Origin of the sequence: Mycolicibacterium chlorophenolicum (genome assembly GCF_001044235.1) — a bacterium.
GTDB lineage: Bacteria > Actinomycetota > Actinomycetes > Mycobacteriales > Mycobacteriaceae > Mycobacterium > Mycobacterium chlorophenolicum.
Genome location: NZ_JYNL01000048.1, coordinates 118646 through 137127 on the forward strand (window position 1 = coordinate 118646; position 18482 = coordinate 137127).

Here is an 18482-nt window from a genome sequence, read left to right on the forward strand (position 1 = left end):
GTGTCGGGGCAGTGAGATACTTGCCTGCATGCCTACCGCCGCCGCGTCGTCGTCTCATGCGTCGACGACCGTCGAGGACGTGGTGCGCCGGCGCAGCGGTGAGTTGCTCGAGTTGTCGCATTCCCTGCACGCCGAGCCCGAGCTGGCCTTCGCCGAACACCGCAGCTGCGCCAAGACGCAGGCCCTGGTCGCCGAGCGCGGCTTCGAGGTGACGGCGAACGCGGGCGGGCTGGACACCGCGTTCCGGGCCGAGTTTGGCAGCGGGCCGCTGGTCGTCGGGATCTGCGCCGAGTACGACGCGCTGCCGGGGATCGGGCACGCCTGCGGGCACAACATCATCGCCGCGTCGGCCGTCGGCACCGCGCTCGCGCTGGCCGAGGTGGCCGACGACCTCGGGCTGACGGTGGTGCTGCTCGGCACTCCGGCCGAGGAGGCCGGGGGAGGCAAGGTCCTGATGCTCGACGCCGGTGTGTTCGACGACATCGCCGCGACGGTGATGCTGCACCCCGGTCCGATCGACATCGCCGCGGCGCGCTCGCTGGCCCTGTCGGAGGCGACGATCCGCTACACCGGCCGCGAAGCGCACGCCGCCGTCGCGCCGTATCTCGGCGTCAACGCCGCGGACGCGGTGACCGTCGCGCAGGTCGCGATCGGCCTGCTGCGCCAGCAGCTCGCCCCGGGGCAGATGTGCCACGGCATCGTCACCGACGGCGGTCAGGCCGCCAACGTCATCCCGGCGTCGGCGGAGCTGCGTTACACGATGCGGGCGACGAATTCGGAGTCGTTGCGCGCGTTGGAAACCCGGATGGCGGGCTGTTTCGCCGCGGGGGCGGTGGCCACCGGCTGCGAGCACACCGTGGAAGAGACCGCGCCCGCCTACGCCGAGTTGATCCCGGATCCGTGGCTGTCGGCGACGGTCCGGGCGGAGATGCTGCGGTTCGACCGCAGCCCGGTTCCCGAGGAGGTCGAGGCGTCAGTGCCGTTGGGCAGCACGGACATGGGCAACGTCACGCAGGTGATGCCGGGTATCCACCCGATCGTCGGCATCGACGCGGGGGGCGCGTCGATCCACCAGCCGGAGTTCGCCGCGGCCGCGGCCGGCGCGAGTGCCGACGGCGCGGTGATCGAGGGCGCGATCATGCTGTCCCGCACCGTGGTGGCGCTGGCCGGTGACGCCGCACAGCGAGACCGGGTGCTGGAACTGCAGCAGAGGCGGGCGTCATGAGTGTGTTGGCGCACGCCGCGGCGCGTTTCCTGTCGGCTCGCTACGACGACCTCGTGGCGTGGCGGCGGCATCTGCACATGCATCCCGAGCTCGGTCGTCAGGAGTTCGCGACCACGCAGTTCGTCGCTTCGGTGCTGGCCGACGCGGGGCTCAACCCGAAAGTGCTGCCCGGTGGGACGGGCCTGACGTGCGATTTCGGTCCTGATGACGGGCCGCGGGTGGCGCTGCGCGCCGACATGGACGCGTTGCCGATGGCCGAGCGGACCGAGGCGCCGTACGCGTCGGTGGTGCCGGGCATCGCGCACGCCTGCGGTCACGACGCGCACACGGTAGTGCTGTTGGGCGCCGCGCTGGCGCTGGCGTCGGTGCCGGAGCTGCCGGTGGGGGTGCGGCTGATCTTCCAGGCCGCCGAAGAACTGATGCCCGGCGGCGCGATCGACGCGATTGCGGCGGGCGCGCTGACGGGGGTGTCGCGGATCTATGCGCTGCACTGCGATCCGCATCTGGAGGTCGGCCGTGTCGCGGTCAAGCCGGGCCCCATCACGTCGGCGGCCGATCAGCTCGAGGTGGTGCTGCATTCGCCGGGCGGGCACACGTCGCGGCCGCATCTGACCGGCGATCTGGTCTATGGGATCGGCACGCTGATCACCGGCCTGCCGGGCGTGCTGTCGCGGCGCATCGACCCGCGCAACAGCACGGTGATGGTGTGGGGTGCGGTGAACGCCGGGGTGGCCGCCAACGCGATCCCGCAGACCGGCACGCTGGCAGGCACCATCCGCACGGCCAGTCGCGAGACCTGGGTGACGATGGAAGGCCTTGTCACCGAGACGATTTCGTCACTGCTGGCGCCGCTGGGCATCGAACATGTGGTGAACTACCGGCGCGGCGTCCCGCCGGTGGTCAACGAAGAGGTGTCCACGCGCATCCTCACCCACGCCATCGAGTCGATCGGCCCGGACGTGCTCGCCGACACCCGGCAGTCCGGCGGCGGCGAGGACTTCTCCTGGTATCTGGAGGAGGTGCCGGGCGCGATGGCGCGGCTGGGCGTGTGGAGCGGGCAGGGCCCGCAGCTGGATCTGCACCAGCCGACGTTCGATCTCGACGAGCGGGCGCTCGGTGTCGGGGTGCGCCTGCTGGTCAACATCATCGCCAACAGCGCCTGACCCCTAGCCTCCCGGGCCCGGGCCGATGTTGCTCGACGGCCGCGTCCGCAGGTCGTACACGTATTCCGCTGGCGCTCCGGCGATTTCGGCCGCGTCGGCCATCACCCCCAGGTACCGCGCCGACGGGATGCCGCCCTCCCAGGCGTCCACCACGTACAGCCACGCCAACGCGGGGTCGGTGTCGGTGTCGGACGCGGTGCGTTCCACCCGGCAGCGGATCTTCTTGTGGATGCCGAGCTCCGAGCCCTCCCAGCGGTCGAGGTTCTCCTCGTCCTCCCTGGTGACGTCGTAGAGCACGACGAACACCTTGGAGCCGGGATCCTCGACGATGGTGGCCAGCGCGCCTTCCCAGCCGATGTCCTCGCCGCCGAATGTCAGCCGCCACCCGTGCAGCCAGCCCGTGCCCGCCATCGGCGAATGAGGGGCCCGTTGCAGCATCTGCTCGGGATGCATGTTCGACCCGTAGGCGGCGTAGAGCGGCACGCGAGAAGCTTAAACGCATCTTTGTGCAATAGGTTGGTGGCGTGGTAACGCGGATCGTGATCATCGGCGGCGGGCCGGCGGGCTACGAGGCGGCGCTGGTCGCGGCCGCTCATGGACGTGACGTCGCGCAGGTGACGGTCGTCGACTCCGACGGCCTGGGCGGCGCCTGCGTGCTCTATGACTGTGTGCCGTCGAAGACGTTGATCGCCTCCACGGGCGTGCGCACCGAACTGCGCCGCGCCCAGGGGCTGGGCTACGACATCGGCATCGACGCGGCGCCGATCTCGCTGCCGGAGATCAACAACCGCGTCAAGACGCTGGCTGCCTCCCAGTCCGCCGACATCGGCAGTCAGCTGCTCAATCAGGGTGTCACGATCATCGGCGGCCGCGGTGAGCTCGTCGACGACATCGCCGGCATGGCCCACCACCGGGTCAAGGTCACCACACCCGACGGCAAGGTCGGTGTGCTCAAGGCCGACATCGTGTTGATCGCGACCGGCGCCAGCCCGCGGGTGCTGCCGAACGCGGTGCCCGACGGCGACCGGATCCTGACCTGGCGGCAGGTGTACGACCTCGAGACGCTGCCCGAGCACCTGATCATCGTCGGGTCCGGGGTGACGGGCGCGGAGTTCTGCAACGCCTACACCGAACTCGGCGTGACGGTGACGGTCGTCGCGAGCCGCGATCAGATCCTTCCCCACGAGGACTCGGACGCGGCGGCGGCGCTGGAGGAGGTGTTCAACGAACGCGGCGTGACGCTGGTCAAGAACGCCCGCGCCGACTCGGTGACCCGCACCGACACCGGTGTCCGGGTCGCGATCGCCGACGGCCGCGTCGTCGAGGGCAGCCATGCGCTGATGACCGTGGGCTCGGTGCCCAACACTGCGGGCCTGGGCCTCGACCGCATCGGCGTCGAGCTCAAGCCGGGCGGCTACATCCCGGTCGACCGGGTGTCACGCACACCCGCGTCGGGCGTCTACGCCGCCGGCGACTGCACCGGCCTGCTGCCGCTGGCCTCGGTCGCGGCGATGCAGGGCCGCATCGCGATGTACCACGCGCTCGGCGAGGGCGTCTCCCCGATCCGGCTGCGCACCGTCGCGTCGGCGACGTTCACCCGCCCCGAGATCGGCGCGGTCGGCATCCCGCAGTCGGCGATCGACGACGGCAGCGTCCCCGCCCGCACGTTGATGCTCCCGCTGAACACCAACGCCCGCGCGAAGATGTCGCTGCTCAGGCACGGTTTCGTCAAGATCTTCTGCCGCCCGGCGACGGGTGTGGTGATCGGCGGGGTGGTGGTCGCGCCGATCGCCTCGGAGCTCATCCTGCCGATCGCGCTGGCGGTGCAGAACCGCATCTCGGTGACCGACCTGGCCCAGACGCTGTCGGTGTATCCCTCGCTGTCCGGATCGATCGTGGAGGCCGCGCGCCGGTTGATGGCGCACGACGATCTGGACTGAGCCACGTAGGCTGGTCCCGTACTGACCGGTAACAAGGAAGGTGCGCGTGAGCAACCAGGCCCCGGACTCGTTTCTCGGCCCAGATCAGCGTGCGCGAGCGTGGCAGCGGCTCGGCACCGAGCAGTTCGACGTGGTCGTGATCGGCGGCGGCGTCGTCGGCGCCGGCGCGGCGCTCGACGCCGCGACCCGCGGGCTCAAGGTCGCGCTCGTGGAGGCGCGCGACTTCGCGTCGGGCACGTCGAGCCGCAGCAGCAAGATGTTCCACGGCGGACTGCGCTACCTCGAGCAACTCGAGTTCGGTCTGGTGCGCGAGGCGCTGCACGAGCGCGAGCTGTCGCTGACCACGCTGGCGCCGCATCTGGTCAAGCCGCTGCCGTTCCTGTTCCCGCTGACCAACCGCTGGTGGGAACGGCCCTACATCGCGGCGGGCATCTTCCTCTACGACAGCCTCGGTGGCGCGAAATCCGTTCCGGCGCAGAAACATCTGACGCGGGCGGGGGCGCTGCGGCTCTCGCCGGGCCTGAAGCGCAGCTCGCTGATCGGCGGCATCCGCTACTACGACACCGTCGTCGACGACGCCCGGCACACCATGATGGTGGCCCGCACCGCGGCGCACTACGGGGCGGTGGTGCGGACCTCGACGCAGGTGGTGGCGCTGCTACGCGAAGGCGACCGGGTCACCGGTGTGCGGGTGCGCGACTCCGAGGACGGCACCGTCACCGAGGTGCGCGGGCACGTCGTCGTCAACGCCACCGGGGTGTGGACCGACGAGATCCAGGCGCTGTCCAAGCAGCGGGGCCGGTTCCGGGTGCGCGCCTCGAAGGGCGTGCACATCGTGGTGCCGCGGGACCGCATCGTCAGCGAGGTCGCGATCATCCTGCGCACCGAGAAGTCGGTGCTGTTCGTGATTCCGTGGGGCACGCACTGGATCATCGGCACCACCGACACCGACTGGAAGCTCGACCTGGCCCATCCCGCGGCCACCAAGGCCGACATCGACTACATCCTGCGGACCGTCAACACCGTGCTGGCCACGCCGCTGACCCACGACGACATCGACGGTGTCTACGCGGGGCTGCGCCCGCTGCTGGCCGGGGAGAGTGAGGAGACCTCGAAGCTGTCGCGCGAGCACGCGGTCGCCGTCCCGGCTCCCGGTCTGGTGGCCATCGCCGGCGGCAAGTACACCACCTACCGGGTGATGGCCGAGGACGCGATCGACGCCGCGGCGGAGTTCGTACCGACCCGGGTGGCGAAGTCGATCACCGAGAAGGTTCCGCTGATGGGCGCCGACGGCTACTTCGCGCTGGTCAATCAGACGCAGACCGTGGGCAAGCATCACGGCCTGCACCCGTACCGGGTCCGGCACCTGCTCGACCGCTACGGCTCGCTGATCGACGAGGTGCTCGCCATGGCCGACGATCGGCCTGAGCTGCTGGAGCCGATCACCGACGCGCCCGTCTACCTCAAGGTGGAGGCGGCGTACGCGGCGGCCGCCGAGGGCGCGCTGCATCTCGAGGACATCCTGGCGCGGCGCATGCGGATCTCGATCGAGTACCCGCACCGCGGTGTCGACTGCGCCCGGGAGGTCGCCGAGATCGTCGCGCCGGTGCTGGGCTGGAGCCCGCAGGACGTGGATCGCGAGGTGGAGACCTATCGGGCCCGGGTGGACGCCGAGGTGCTGTCGCAGACCCAGCCCGACGATGCGTCGGCCGACGCGTTGCGCGTCGCGGCGCCCGAGGCCCGCGCGGAGATTCTCGAGCCGGTTCCCCTCACGTGAGGCGTCCCGCACCGCTTCCCGTGCGCGACGGGCTCGGGCCGGCGCGGGTGCGGTTGCGGGGCGGTGCGGTGCTGGTCGAGCTGGCCGACCGCTTCGGCGAGCAGGCGGCCGCCAAAGTGCTTGCCGGAGAGGTGCTCTGCGCTGACGGTACGGCTGTGACGGCGTCGACCGTCCTTCCGCCCGACGCGCACGTCTACCTCTACCGGGATCTTCCCGACGAGGTGCCGGTCCCGTTCGACATGCCGATCCTGTACCGCGACGAGAACCTCGTCGTCGTCGACAAGCCGCACTTCCTGGCGACGATGCCCCGCGGTGGTCACGTCGCGCAGACGGCGCTGGTGCGGCTGCGCCGCTCACTCGAGCTGCCGGAGTTGAGCCCGGCGCACCGGCTGGACCGGTTGACCGCGGGCGTGCTGGTGTTCACCGCGCGCCGCGAGGTGCGCGGCGCGTATCAGACGCTGTTCGCCCGGGGGCGGGTGACCAAGACCTATCTGGCGCACGCACCCGTCGATGCGGGCCTCACGTTCCCGCTGACGGTGCGCAGCCGCATCGTCAAACGGCGCGGGTGTCTGCAGGCGGTCGAGGAGCCCGGGGAGCCGAACGCGGAGACGGTGATCGAGCGCTGTGACCCGGTGTACCGGCTGACACCGCGCACGGGCCGCACCCACCAGCTCCGTGTACACATGGCGGCGCTCGGGATCCCGATCACCGGTGATCCGCTGTATCCCGACGTCATCGACGTGGCCCCCGACGACTTCTCCACGCCGCTGCAGCTGCTCGCCCACAGCCTCGAATTCGACGACCCGCTGACGGGCGTCCGGCGCCGGTTCGCGAGTACGCGCACCCTCGCCGGCCCCTAGTGTGCGCTCAGATCGCAACTCCCCTCGGACGGTGACGCGCGATTGCGATCTGAACGCACACTGTGCGCGGAAAAGCGGCGCACCCCCGAAATGTACGACATCGTCAAGAAGTTCGCTGGGCGAATCGTTGATGTCGTCAAAGAGTGCCTCACGAGGGATTCTGTGAAGATTGCCCGGAAACCGACCTTTGCTCGTGGGGTGTCGTCCGACCGCTACGTCGGGCCGCTGTGGCGCTGACCCCGCCGCAATACCCGTGTACTGTGCAGACGCCGAGCGTCGATGCGCGAACGTCGAACGCTGGCAAAGAGCCCCGCATCGGCCGTCGCCGCCTCCCTCGCTGTCCGCCGGGCGTGTTCGGCCGCGGGGCGGAGCGCCGACTGCCACAATCGACGCGTGTCCGCGGGCCCGCCGCGGTTGAGAAGGAGTGTGAGTGCGCATCACCTGGCTCGTCGCAACCGCCGTGATCGGGTGCGTGTAATGGACCGCTCCGCGTTCGATCGGCTCTTCGACATGACCGGCCGCACGGTGATCGTCACCGGCGGCACCCGCGGGATCGGGCTCGCCCTGGCCGAGGGCTACGTGCTGGCCGGCGCCCGGGTGGCGGTGGCCAGCCGCAAGGCCGACGCGTGCGAGCGGGCCGCAGCCCATCTGCGGGAGCTCGGTGGGGAGGCGATCGGGATCCCCACCCATCTCGGCGAGGTCGACGATCTCAGCGCGCTCGTCGACCGCACGGTCGCCGAGTTCGGCGGGCTCGACGTGCTGGTCAACAACGCCGCCAACCCGTTGGCGCAGCCGCTGGAGCAGATGACGGTCGACGGGCTGACGAAGTCGTTCGACGTGAACCTGCGCGGTCCGGTGTTCCTGGTGCAGGCCGCGCTCCCGCATCTGAAGGCGAGCGAGCACGCCGCGATCCTGAACATGGTGTCGATCGGGGCGTTCATCTTCGCGCCGATGCTGGCGATCTACGCGTCGATGAAGGCCGCGATGATGTCGTTCACCCGATCGATGGCCGCCGAGCTGGTGCACGACGGCATCCGTGTCAACGCGCTGGCGCCCGGACCTGTCGACACCGACATGATGCGCAAGAACCCGCAGGAGGCGATCGACGGGATGGTGAGCGGGACGCTGATGCGCCGGCTCGCCACGGCCGACGAAATGGTCGGTTCCGCACTGCTGTTGACGTCGGACGCGGGCAGCTACATGACCGGACAGGTGATCATGGTCGACGGGGGCGGCACCCCGCGCTAGCCGTCACCCCCTCCCGCCGAAATTGCATTCCGCGTGGACTTTTCGGGCGTTTTTCGACGCAGGCTGCAGTCTCGGCGGGGGATCAGGCTTTCGCAGTACCTTCGACGCGGCCTCGCGCATCTCGCCGCTCGTCGACGCCAGGATCTGGCTGCGGTTCTCCAGGTGCAGGGCCGCCTCGAGGCTGCCTGCGTCGAGGTTGGCCCACAGCACCTGCTTGGTCGATTCGAGGCCGAATTTGCCGTAGCCACAGAGTGTCTCGGCGATCGTCAGGGCCTCGTCCAGGGCGGAGTCGGCGATCCGGGACACCAGCCCGAGGCGCAGCGCCTCGTCGGCGTCGACAGCCCGAGCGGTGAGGATCAGGTCGAAAGCCGTTCCGGCGCCGACGATTCGGGGCAGCGTGTAGCTCACCCCGATGTCGCAGCCGCCCAGGCCGAGCTTGATGAACTGGGTGCAGAACTTCGCCGACCGGCCCGCGACCCTGATGTCGCAGGCGGCCGCGATACCCAGCCCGCCGCCGTAGGCGACGCCGTTGACGGCCGCGATCACCGGTTGGCGCAACCGGTGGATCTTCGCGGTGAGGTCGGCGATGCGTTCCTGCCAGCGCATGCCCGACCGGGGGAACTCGGTGCCGCCACCGGCCTCGTCGGGGCTGGGGGCGCCCAGATCCAGGCCGGAGCAGAATCCGCGTCCGGCGCCGGTCAGCACCGCCACCCGGCAGGTGTTGTCGGCGGCGAGGGCGTCGAGTTCGGCGTGCAGCGCTTCGACGAGTTCGTAGGACAGGGCGTTGAGCTTGTCGGGCCGGTTGAGGGTCAGCACCGCGATCTCGGGCAGGGGGTGTGTCACTTCCAGAACGGACGCCATGCCCGTCACGCTAACTGCTGCGCCAGCCGGCCACGCCGATGGTGATCATCCGCAGCTGTTTGATGGCGATCCGCCGGATCTCGGCCACGGTCGTCGGGTCGGTGGTGTCCTCGAGTGACTCGGCGATCACGATCATCGAGTTGACGAACACGCTGGCCAGGATGTTGAGGTCTTCACCGCTCCAGGTGTTCAGGCCGGGGAAGCGGGCGAGGTCGATCGCGAGTTCGGAGGTGATGAGCCGGATCTCGGTGCGGATGGCGTAGCGCAGCACCGTGACGCCGCTGTTGCGTTCCCGTCCGATGAACAACCAGTGTTCGCGGCGTTCCTGCACACCGTCGATGAGGATGTCGACCGACGACTCGATCACCCGGTTGGGGTCGAGCTTGCCGGCGCGCGCGCCGCGCAGCATGTCGCGCAGGCTGCGGAACGACTCGTCGATGAGGACGAGGCCGAGCGCTTCCATCGATTCGAAGTGGCGGTAGAACGCGGCGGGCACGATGCCGGCCTCGCGGGTGACCTCGCGCAGGCTCAGCGCGGTGAAGCTGCGTTCGGCGAGCAGGTGCAGTGCCGCGTCGACGATGGCGCGCCGGGTCGCTTCCTTGCGCTGCTCGCGGGTCAGGCCGGATCTCTCGCTGTCCCTGGTCCGAGACGAATCGCGCGACCTGCTCGACCTCCCGGACCGGTCGGAGTGTGATCTGGGCGTACGACTGTTCACTGCCTGTGAAACCTACCACAACCTGCAAGGACCCATTGACATGAGACGGTCGATTGTCCAATGGTGTACACATGTTCACTGAAACGTTGACCACGCGGGTGCGGCGGTCGGGGCTGCTGGATCTCCTCACGGGTCCCCACGGCGTCGATCGCTACACCGAACTGGTCGACCCGACCTGGACGCGCGGCCAGGCCCGCGCCCGGGTCGTCGCGGTGCGCCGCTCCACGCCGCGCAGCGTGACGTTGACCCTCGCACCCAACCGTGCGTTCTCGGGTTTCCGGGCCGGCCAGCACATCAACCTGTCGGTCGAGATCGACGGTCGCCGACGCACGCGGCCGTACTCGCCGGCCAACGCCGAGACTGACCGGCACATCGAGCTGACCGTCGGCCGCCACGACGGCGGACTGGTCTCCACCTATCTCTTCGACCACGCCCGGCCCGGCATGATCGTCGGCCTGGACTCGGTGGCCGGGGAGTTCACCCTGCCGCAGCGACTGCCCGAGCGGATCCTGTTCGTCTCGGGTGGCAGCGGCATCACGCCGGTGATGTCCATGCTGCGGACGCTGCGCGCACGCGGTCATCGAGGGGAGGTCGCGTTCGTGCACTACGCGCGATCGGCGCACGAGGCGTGCTATCGCGGGGAACTCGCTGAGATCGCGGCGACGATGCCGAATGTGACTGTGCACCATGGGTTCACCCGCGAGACGGCCGAGTCGGACCTGTCCGGCCGGCTCGCCGCCGACCACCTGCCGATCGCAGATCCCGAGGCGGTGTACGTCTGCGGGCCGCCCGCGCTGGTGGACGCGGTCCGCGAGATGTTCCCGTCCGCCCGGTACGAGACCTTCGTGCCGCCGGTCTTCGAGGGTGAAGCCTCCGGCGGGCAGGTCACGTTCAGCGACAGCGGGGTGGCCGTCACCGACGACGGCCGGCCGCTGCTCAACCAGGCCGAGGATGCGGGTCTGAGCCCGGAGAGCGGCTGCCGCATGGGGATCTGCTTCTCCTGCACACGACGCAAGACCAGCGGCGTGGTGCGCAACGTCGTCACCGGTGCGGTGTCGTCGGCCGAGGAGGAAGACGTGCAGATCTGCGTGTCCGCCCCGGTCGGTGACGTCGACATCGCGCTCTAGACCACCAACACCCAGAACATCACGCTCTCCGAGAGAGGAACCGAGATGACCGAGACCTTGGAAACCACCACCACCCCCCAGGCCAAGACGCTGACGAAGACGGTCGGCGGCCGCACGGTCACGCTGACCCCCGAGCAGGCCGAGGCCTTCGGCCGTGAGCTCGACGCGCTGAAGGAAAGCGTCATCGCCGACCTCGGCGAACGCGACGCGACCTACATCCGCCGCATGATCAAGGCGCAGCGCGGCCTCGAGATCGGTGGCCGGGCATTGCTGTTCGGCGGCATCTTCCCGCCGTTCTGGCTCGCGGGCACCGCGATGCTGGGCCTGTCGAAGATCATCGACAACATGGAGATCGGCCATAACGTCATGCACGGCCAGTACGACTGGATGGGCGATCCGGCGATCTCGTCGCGCGGCTTCGAATGGGACACCGCCTGCCCGGCCGAGCAGTGGCGCCATTCGCACAACTACATGCACCACACCTACACCAACATCGTCGGGATGGACCGCGACGTGGGCTACGGCATCCTGCGGATGAGCCCGGACCAGAAGTGGTCGCCCTACTTCCTGGGCAACCCGGTGTACGCCTTCCTGCTGATGGTGCTGTTCCAGTACGGAGTCGCGCTGCACGAGTTGGAGACCGAGCGGATCCGCGCCGGTGAGATCACCATCGCCGACAAGCGCGACATCCTCGAGGGCATCTGGCGCAAGACCAAGCGGCAGACGCTCAAGGACTACGTGGCCTTCCCGCTGCTGGCCGGCCCGTTCGCGCCGTGGGTGTTCGCGGGCAACCTCACCGCGAACCTGATGCGCAACGTGTGGGCCTACATGATCATCTTCTGCGGGCACTTCCCCGAGGACGTGCAGGAGTTCTCGATCGAGGAGACCAAGGCCGAGACGCGGGGGCAGTGGTACTTCCGCCAGGTGCTCGGGTCGGCGAACCTGACCGGCGGCAAGCTGTTCCACATTCTCAGCGGCAACCTGAGCTTCCAGATCGAGCACCACCTGTTCCCGGACATCCCGGCGTTCCGGCACGCGGAGATCGCCCCGAAGGTGCGCGACATCTGCGAGCGCTACGGCGTGCCCTACAACAGCGGCCCGCTGCCGCGGCAGTTCGCGACGGTGGTCCGCAAGATCGTCAAGCTCGCGATGCCCTGGAACTGATCGACCCACCCTCAGCGCCGAAACTGTATTCCACGCGGCCTTTACGCCGATTTCGCCGCGTGGAATGCAGTTTCGGCGTTTCGCTGTGCGTAGGCGTACGCGTAGCGCGGAATCTGCACAGTGCCCCGCCATCCTCGGGCGGCCATGGCCTCATGCAGCTCCCCGATGACGTGAACGGGGTTGTCTTCGCGCACGACCCCGAGCACGTGCCAGCCCAGCCGCCGAAGCACCGGCATCACCATCCGATCCTTGAGGTACTGCGCGCGATCTGACTGGTGCTGTTCCCCGTCGTACTCCACGGCGACGCCATAGTCGCGCCAACCGAAATCGAGGAGACGGACATGTCGGCCGTCAACGTCGACGACGCGGATCTGGGTCGCCGGCTTCGGAAACCCGGCGTCGATGACGAGCTTTCGCCACCAGGATTCCCGAGGTGATTCTGCGCCGCCGTCTACATAGGGGAGGACTGCCTTGAGCAACGCCACGCCTCGAGCACCTCGATAGCGCTCGGCCAACGCCATGACGTCGTCCGCGGAGTGGGGTCGCGCGCGCATCAAGGCATCGAGGCGTGCCAAGGCGTCGTAGCGTCGAAAACGGCCGAGGTCGAAGGCGGTCCGAGCGGGAGTGGTGACGGCAAGCCCGCCGAGCCACTGCCACTCGTCACCGGCGATGCGCTCGTTGCGGGCGATGATGCCCCGCGGCGGCCGGGTGCAGCAGTAGATCATTTCGATGTCGGCATCGGCGTCAACCCATCGCGCACCGTGCAGAGCCGACGCCGCCAGCCCGGTGATGATGCCGCTACGGCGGGCCCACAGCCAAGCGCCCTCGGTGCGGTCTCGCAGCGTGAGCTGGACGTCGGCCGGCCCGTGAACGTTGGGAAAGATCGGGCGATAGCGACTGCGCAGTTCGTGGCTGGTGACGACACCTTTCGCGACTGCCTCGGTGCCGATGAGGATGGTGTTCATCTCTGCATCGTCGGCGACGCGTGCGACAGATTTCGCCGAGATTGCCTATGGCGCGGGGTTTATCCCCAAATAAGCACGTGGAATACAGTTTCGGCGCCGACGGGGCGCGGGTCAGCGCTGGCAGGTGGGGCACCAGTAGGTGACGCGGTCGCCGTCCTTGTCGGTCTCGATGCGCGTGCCGCAGCGCCGGCACGGCAGCCCGGCGCGCCCGTACACCCAGACGTCCTGGCCGGGTCGGGTGTTACCGGTCGTCGTGCGGTTGATCCGTAACCGGTTGAGCCACAACATCTGCTGGGCCCGGCTGACCACCCGCAGCGGATCGGTGAGCTCGCCGACCGGCGTGGTGGGCCGCAACCCGAACACGAACGACATCTCGTTGGCGTACACGTTGCCGACCCCCGCCATCACCCGCTGATCGAGCAGCGCCTCGGCCACCGGCCGCGACGGGTCGGCCATCAGGTTCGTCGCCGCCGTCTCCGCGGCCTCCGCCGACCAGTCCGCGCCGAGCAGGTCCGGCCCCAGGTGCGCGACCGCGTCCATGTCATGCGCACGCTCGAGGACCTCGAGCACCCCGAGGTCGATGCCCGATGCCACCGAATCGGCCGTCCCCAACACGATGCGAATCTTGTACGCCGGCGCCCGAACCCGGCCGATCACCCACGCCCCGTCCATCTTCAGGTGCGAGTGGATGCTGGCCTCACCGACCCGGATGAACAGATGCTTGCCGCGGCTGATCACCTCGTCGACCACCTGACCGCTCAGGTCGACCGCGGCGTAGCGGGGGACGCGGACGTCGCAGCGCGTCAGCGTCTTGCCCTCCAGCGCTGTGCGCAGCTTGTCGGCGGTGCGGAAGACGGTGTCACCTTCGGGCATCAGCGCAGCCGCAGCCCGCGCGGCGTCCGGGAGAATCCGGCGTGCACCAGCGACTCGGCCGCCAGCGAGTCTCGGCTCTCGAGCACTGGCACACCGTCGATCCGCTCGACCAGAAGCGCCGGAACACGTTGCCGCGTGACCAGTTCCGCCAGTGCGGCCGCTGCGGCGTTGTGCACTTCGGCGTCAGTGGTGAAGCTCAGCAGCGACCGTCCACCCCGCTCGACGAACCACGCCAATTCTCCGTCGACGAGCACCACCAACGCGCCCGCCTTGCGGCCCGGCCGGTGCGCGGCCTCGCCCTGGGCCGGCCACGGCAGCGCCGCCCCGAACGGATTGGCCGGGTCGGTGGCGGCCAGCGCGATCGCGCGGAGGTTCTGCTGTTTGTCGTCGATGCTGTCGGCGTGGCTGCGCAGCCGGTCGACGGTGCTGGCGGTCGCGAACTGCGCACCGCCCAGCGATTCGACGAAATAGCCGCGCTGACACCGCCCCGCCTCCTCCATCGTGGTCAGCACCTTGTACATCGACGCGAATCCGCCGGCGATGTTCTCCGCGGCGACGGCGCCTTTGGTGAGCACCCCGTGCCGGGCCAGAAGCTGGTCTGCCTGGTACGACGCCCGCACGGTGGTGTCCACCTCGGCCGTCGGCAGCGCGGCCCACCGGCCCGCCACCGTCGGATCGGTGTCACGGTGCGCGCCCAGCCCGGCCGTGCTGATGCTGTAGCGACTCAGCCGCGGCGCCCGCCGGTGCCGGTGCGCCGGGGCGGCGGTGCGCCGAGTACCGGAGCCGCGGGTGCCCGCCAACAGCGCCCGCACCGGGGCGAAGGTGTCGCCGCCGACATAGCCGGCCCAGATCAACTGCCACAGCGCTTCTTTCAGCGATTCGGCACTGACCCCGTCAACACTGAGCTGGCGGAAGAAGTACGCGCCGCCGCCGCTGAGTGCGCCGAGGACGGAGTGATGGGTATCGGTGAGATCGAGTTCGCCGGGCGGGGCGAGCGAGAGCGGCGCGGTGTCGGCGGGATGGAAGGCGACCCAGCCGTCGGACGACGACAGTGACCCGGCGCCCGACCACAACACCTCGCCGGACGCCAACAGTTCGTCGAGCATGCCGGGCTGGTAGTCGCGCACCCGCTGCCCGAAGATGAGCGGCTCGACCGCCGACGCCGGCACCGGCACGCCCGCCAACTGGTCGATCACCGACGCCAGGCCGTCGACCCCGGACACCCTGTCGTTGCCCAGTTGCTGCCACGCCGGCAGGAAGCGGCCGAACGCCGCAGTGCTGACCGGCTCGATCTGAGCGCGCAGTGCCGCCAGCGAGCGTCGGCGCAGGATCCGCAGCACCTCGGCGTCGCACCACTGGTCGCCCGAATCGACCGGCGTGTCGGTGAATTCGCCACGGACCAGCTTGCCGTCCGCAGCGAGCCGGCCCAGCACGTCGGCCGCCACCCGCAGCCCGAGCCCGAACCGCGCCGCCGCCTCACCGGTGGTGAAGGGCCCCCGGGTGCGGGCGTACCGCGACAGCAGCTCGCCCAGCGGGTCGACGACCGGCTCGAGGAACGCGATCGGCACACCCACCGGGACGGCGACCCCGACGCCGTCGCGCAGCCGGCCGATGTCCTCGACGCTGGCCCACCAGGTCTGCCCGGCGTAGGACACGTTGACGATCCGTTTGGCCGTCAGCAGCCCCTCGAGCCAGCCGCCGACGTCGTCGGCCGTGCAGCGCGTGGCGATCTCGTCGACCGTCAGGGGGCCGAGCATCCGGAGAAGGTCGGCGACTCCTTCGGCGTCGCGCACCGTCCGTTCGGGCGTCAGGTGCTGGAGCTGCCGGGTGGTGTTGGCCACCACGTCGGCGTCGAGCAGTTCGCGCAGTTCGACGCGGCCCAGCAGCTCGGCCAGCAGGGTGGGGTCCAATGCCAGTGCGGCGGCTCGCCGTTCGGCCAGCGGGCTGTCGCCTTCGTACATGAACGCGCCGACGTAGCCGAACAGCAGGGACGCCGCGAAGGGTGACGGTGTGGGCGTCTCGACCTCCAGCAGCCGCACCCGGCGTTGCGCGATGCGGGCCATCAGGTCGGTGAGCATCGGCACGTCGTAGACGTCCTGCAGGCACTCGCGCACGGCTTCGAGGACGACGGGGAAGTCGGGATAGTTGCGGGCCACGTCGAGAAGTTGCGCCGCGCGCTGGCGCTGATGCCACAGCGGGGACCGCTTACCGGGGTGGCGGCGGGGCAGCAGCAGCGCCCGGGCGGCGCATTCTCGGAACCGGGAGGCGAACAGCGCCGAAGAGCTGACCTCGGTGGTGACCAAGGGTTCGATTTCGTCGGGGTCGAACACGAAGATGTCGGCGCCCGGGGCGGTGTCGTCGGTGTCGGGCAGCCGGACGATGATCCCGTCGTCGGAGGCGGTGGGCTTCTCGTCGATGCCGAACCGCTCGTAGAGCCGCTTGCCCACCGCGAGAGCCAGCGGGCCGTGCACCCGCAGGCCGTAGGGGGAGTGCAGGATGATCCGCCAGTCGCCGAGTTCGTCGCGGAACCGCTCCACCACGAGCGTGGTGTCCGACGGCACCGCCGACGTCGCGTTGCGCTGCTCGTCGATGAGCTGCCACAGGTTGTCGGTGGCGAACGCATCGAATCCCACGCTCTGGCAACGTGTCTCGAAGGCGCCGCGATCCAGGCGGGCCAGCTCGCCGGTGAAGGCGCCGATCGCCGCACCCAGTTCGGCGGGCCTGCCGACGCCGTCACCGCGCCAGAAAGGCAACCGGGCGGGTTCACCCGGGGCGGGGATGACGAGCACCCGGTCGTGCGTGATCTCGGTGATCCGCCAGCTGGTCGCGCCGAGTGAGATGACGTCACCGGGGCGGGATTCGTAGACCATCTCCTCGTCGAGTTCGCCGACCCGCGAGGGCTTTTCGGAGTCCGCGCTGGAGGCGAGGAACACGGTGAACATTCCCCGGTCGGGGATGGCGCCCCCGGAGGTGACCGCGAGCCGCTGCGCGCCGGGCCGTGCGGTGAGGGTGCCGGCGTCGCGGTCGTAGACGATGCGGGGTCGCAGCTCGGCGAATTCGGTCGACGGGTACTTCCCGGACAGCAGGTCGAGCGTCGCCTCGAACGCGCTGCGCGGCAACGTCGCGAACGGTGCGCTGCGCCGCACGGTGTCGAACCACGACTCGGCGTTGATCGGCTCGAGCGCACAGGCGGCCACGGTGTGCTGGGCCAGTACGTCGAGCGGGTTGGCCGGCACCCGCATCGTCTCGATCTGCCCGCCCAGCATGCGTTGCACACTGACCGCGCATCCGATCAGGTCGGTGCGGTGCTTGGGGAACAGCACGCCCTGGCTGATCTCGCCGACCTGGTGGCCGGCCCGGCCGATGCGCTGTAGCCCGCTGGCCACCGACGGCGGCGTCTCGACCTGGATCACCAGATCGACCGCGCCCATGTCGATGCCGAGCTCCAGGCTGGACGTCGCGACGACGGCTTTGAGCCGGCCGCTCTTGAGCGCGTCCTCGACGTCGGCGCGGGCCTCCTTGCTGACCGAGCCGTGGTGGGCACGGGCCAGCAGCGGCTCGGCGCCGTAGGACTGCCCGCTGCCCATCAGATGAGCGGGGGCACCCCCGGCCACGCCCGGGTTCGGACCGCCCAGTTCGATGCCGTTGCGTTCGGCGTGGATCTCGTTGAGGCGGGCGGTCAGGCGCTCGGCCAGCCGCCGCGAGTTGGTGAACACGATCGAGCTGTTGTGTGCCTCGATCAGGTCGACGATGCGTTCCTCGACGTCGGGCCAGATCGAGTTGTTCTCCAGGTTGGCCATGTCCGGCACCGGGACCTGCACGGTCAGGTCGAACGTCTTCGCCGCCGGCGGCGCCACGATCGTGGTCGGCGCGGCTCCGGACAAGAAGCGGGCCACTTCCTCGGGGGGACGCACCGTCGCCGAGAGCCCGATGCGCTGCGCGGGCCGCTCGAGCATCGCGTCGAGCCGCTCCAGCGACACCGCCAGATGGGCGCCGCGCTTGGTGCCCGCCACCGCGTGCACCTCGTCGACGATGACGGTCTGGACGCCGGCCAGCGTCTCCCGCGCGGCGGAGGTCAGCATCAGGAACAGCGACTCGGGCGTGGTGATCAGGATGTCGGGCGGTTTGGTGATCAGCTCGCGGCGCTTGGCGGGCGTGGTGTCCCCAGAGCGGACTCCGACGCTGATCTTGGGCGGCTCCTGACCACCGCGCTCGGCGATGCGGGAGATCCCGGTCAGCGGTGTGCGCAGGTTGCGCTCGACGTCGACGGCCAACGCCTTGAGCGGGGACACGTACAGCACCCGCGTGGCCGGCTCGGACGCCGGGGACCTGGCCAGGCCGTCGATCGCCCACAGGAAGGCCGCGAGGGTCTTCCCGGATCCCGTCGGGGCGATGACCAGGGTGTTGTCCCCGTCGGCGATGGCGTTCCAGGCCTGGGCCTGGGCCGGCGTGGGCTCGACGAACGTGCCCGCGAACCACTCGCGCGTCAACGCGCTGAAGCGGGCGAGCGGGTCGGTGGTCAGGGGCACGTGTCCATGGTGCCAAGAACCACCGACAACAACGG

General features: G+C 69.8%; 14 protein-coding genes. 8 read left to right on the top strand and 6 right to left on the bottom strand.

What is annotated here, in order from left to right; all coding sequences use genetic code 11:
- The first annotated feature begins 28 nt into the window (after window positions 1-28).
- Together MCHLDSM_RS19350 and MCHLDSM_RS19355 are read left to right on the top strand one after the other, a co-directional pair.
- Entirely contained in the window at window positions 29-1225 is a 1197-nt protein-coding gene (locus MCHLDSM_RS19350; RefSeq protein WP_048471574.1) for a M20 family metallopeptidase, read from the top strand.
- Window positions 1222-2388, top strand: a complete 1167-nt coding sequence (locus MCHLDSM_RS19355; RefSeq protein WP_048471575.1) for an amidohydrolase — start codon at window positions 1222-1224, stop codon at window positions 2386-2388. Before MCHLDSM_RS19350 ends, MCHLDSM_RS19355 begins: the two co-directional genes overlap by 4 nt.
- Window positions 2389-2391: 3 nt before the next feature.
- On the opposite strand, the gene MCHLDSM_RS19360 is transcribed toward MCHLDSM_RS19355, so the two are convergent.
- Window positions 2392-2871, bottom strand: a complete 480-nt coding sequence (locus tag MCHLDSM_RS19360; RefSeq protein ID WP_048471576.1) for a gamma-glutamylcyclotransferase family protein — start codon at window positions 2869-2871, stop codon at window positions 2392-2394.
- Window positions 2872-2912: 41 nt separating this feature from the next.
- Between MCHLDSM_RS19360 and MCHLDSM_RS19365 the strand changes: the two genes are divergently transcribed.
- From MCHLDSM_RS19365 to MCHLDSM_RS19380, 4 genes are all read left to right on the top strand, one after another.
- Entirely contained in the window at window positions 2913-4328 is a 1416-nt protein-coding gene (locus MCHLDSM_RS19365) for an NAD(P)H-quinone dehydrogenase (RefSeq protein ID WP_048471577.1), read from the top strand.
- 46 nt (window positions 4329-4374) lie between these two features.
- Window positions 4375-6105 (top strand): glycerol-3-phosphate dehydrogenase, encoded by a 1731-nt coding sequence (gene glpD / locus MCHLDSM_RS19370; protein ID WP_048471578.1) that lies wholly within the window; start codon window positions 4375-4377, stop codon window positions 6103-6105.
- Window positions 6102-6965, top strand: coding sequence for a pseudouridine synthase (locus MCHLDSM_RS19375; protein WP_048471579.1), 864 nt, complete (start codon window positions 6102-6104; stop codon window positions 6963-6965). Before glpD ends, MCHLDSM_RS19375 begins: the two co-directional genes overlap by 4 nt.
- A 477-nt stretch (window positions 6966-7442) precedes the next feature.
- Window positions 7443-8213, top strand: a complete 771-nt coding sequence (locus tag MCHLDSM_RS19380; RefSeq protein WP_048471580.1) for an SDR family NAD(P)-dependent oxidoreductase — start codon at window positions 7443-7445, stop codon at window positions 8211-8213.
- 3 nt (window positions 8214-8216) lie between these two features.
- Here the strand turns inward: MCHLDSM_RS19380 and MCHLDSM_RS19385 are convergent, their stop codons facing one another.
- Together MCHLDSM_RS19385 and MCHLDSM_RS19390 are read right to left on the bottom strand one after the other, a co-directional pair.
- The gene (locus MCHLDSM_RS19385; protein WP_082168978.1) at window positions 8217-9074 is read right to left on the bottom strand and encodes an enoyl-CoA hydratase/isomerase family protein; all 858 of its coding nucleotides are present in this window, start codon (window positions 9072-9074) and stop codon (window positions 8217-8219) included.
- 10 nt (window positions 9075-9084) lie between these two features.
- Window positions 9085-9789, bottom strand: coding sequence for a TetR family transcriptional regulator (locus tag MCHLDSM_RS19390; protein WP_048471581.1), 705 nt, complete (start codon window positions 9787-9789; stop codon window positions 9085-9087).
- A 71-nt stretch (window positions 9790-9860) separates the two neighbouring features.
- On the opposite strand from MCHLDSM_RS19390, the gene MCHLDSM_RS19395 reads away from it, so the two are divergent.
- Both MCHLDSM_RS19395 and MCHLDSM_RS19400 read left to right on the top strand, forming a co-directional pair.
- Window positions 9861-10916 carry a ferredoxin reductase gene (locus MCHLDSM_RS19395; RefSeq protein WP_048471582.1) on the top strand — a complete coding sequence of 352 codons (1056 nt, stop codon included), beginning with the start codon at window positions 9861-9863 and terminating at the stop codon, window positions 10914-10916.
- A 45-nt stretch (window positions 10917-10961) separates the two neighbouring features.
- Window positions 10962-12080, top strand: coding sequence for a fatty acid desaturase family protein (locus MCHLDSM_RS19400; protein ID WP_048471583.1), 1119 nt, complete (start codon window positions 10962-10964; stop codon window positions 12078-12080).
- 41 nt (window positions 12081-12121) lie between these two features.
- On the opposite strand, the gene MCHLDSM_RS19405 is transcribed toward MCHLDSM_RS19400, so the two are convergent.
- From MCHLDSM_RS19405 to MCHLDSM_RS19415, 3 genes are all read right to left on the bottom strand, one after another.
- Entirely contained in the window at window positions 12122-13045 is a 924-nt protein-coding gene (locus tag MCHLDSM_RS19405) for a type IV toxin-antitoxin system AbiEi family antitoxin (RefSeq protein ID WP_048471584.1), read from the bottom strand.
- Window positions 13046-13156: 111 nt separating this feature from the next.
- Complete coding sequence (nei2, locus tag MCHLDSM_RS19410; RefSeq protein WP_048471585.1) at window positions 13157-13918, bottom strand: endonuclease VIII Nei2; 762 nt, start codon at window positions 13916-13918, stop codon at window positions 13157-13159.
- Window positions 13918-18447 carry an ATP-dependent helicase gene (locus tag MCHLDSM_RS19415; RefSeq protein ID WP_063840642.1) on the bottom strand — a complete coding sequence of 1510 codons (4530 nt, stop codon included), beginning with the start codon at window positions 18445-18447 and terminating at the stop codon, window positions 13918-13920. The genes nei2 and MCHLDSM_RS19415 overlap by 1 nt, the downstream gene beginning before the upstream one ends.
- Window positions 18448-18482 lie beyond the last annotated feature (35 nt).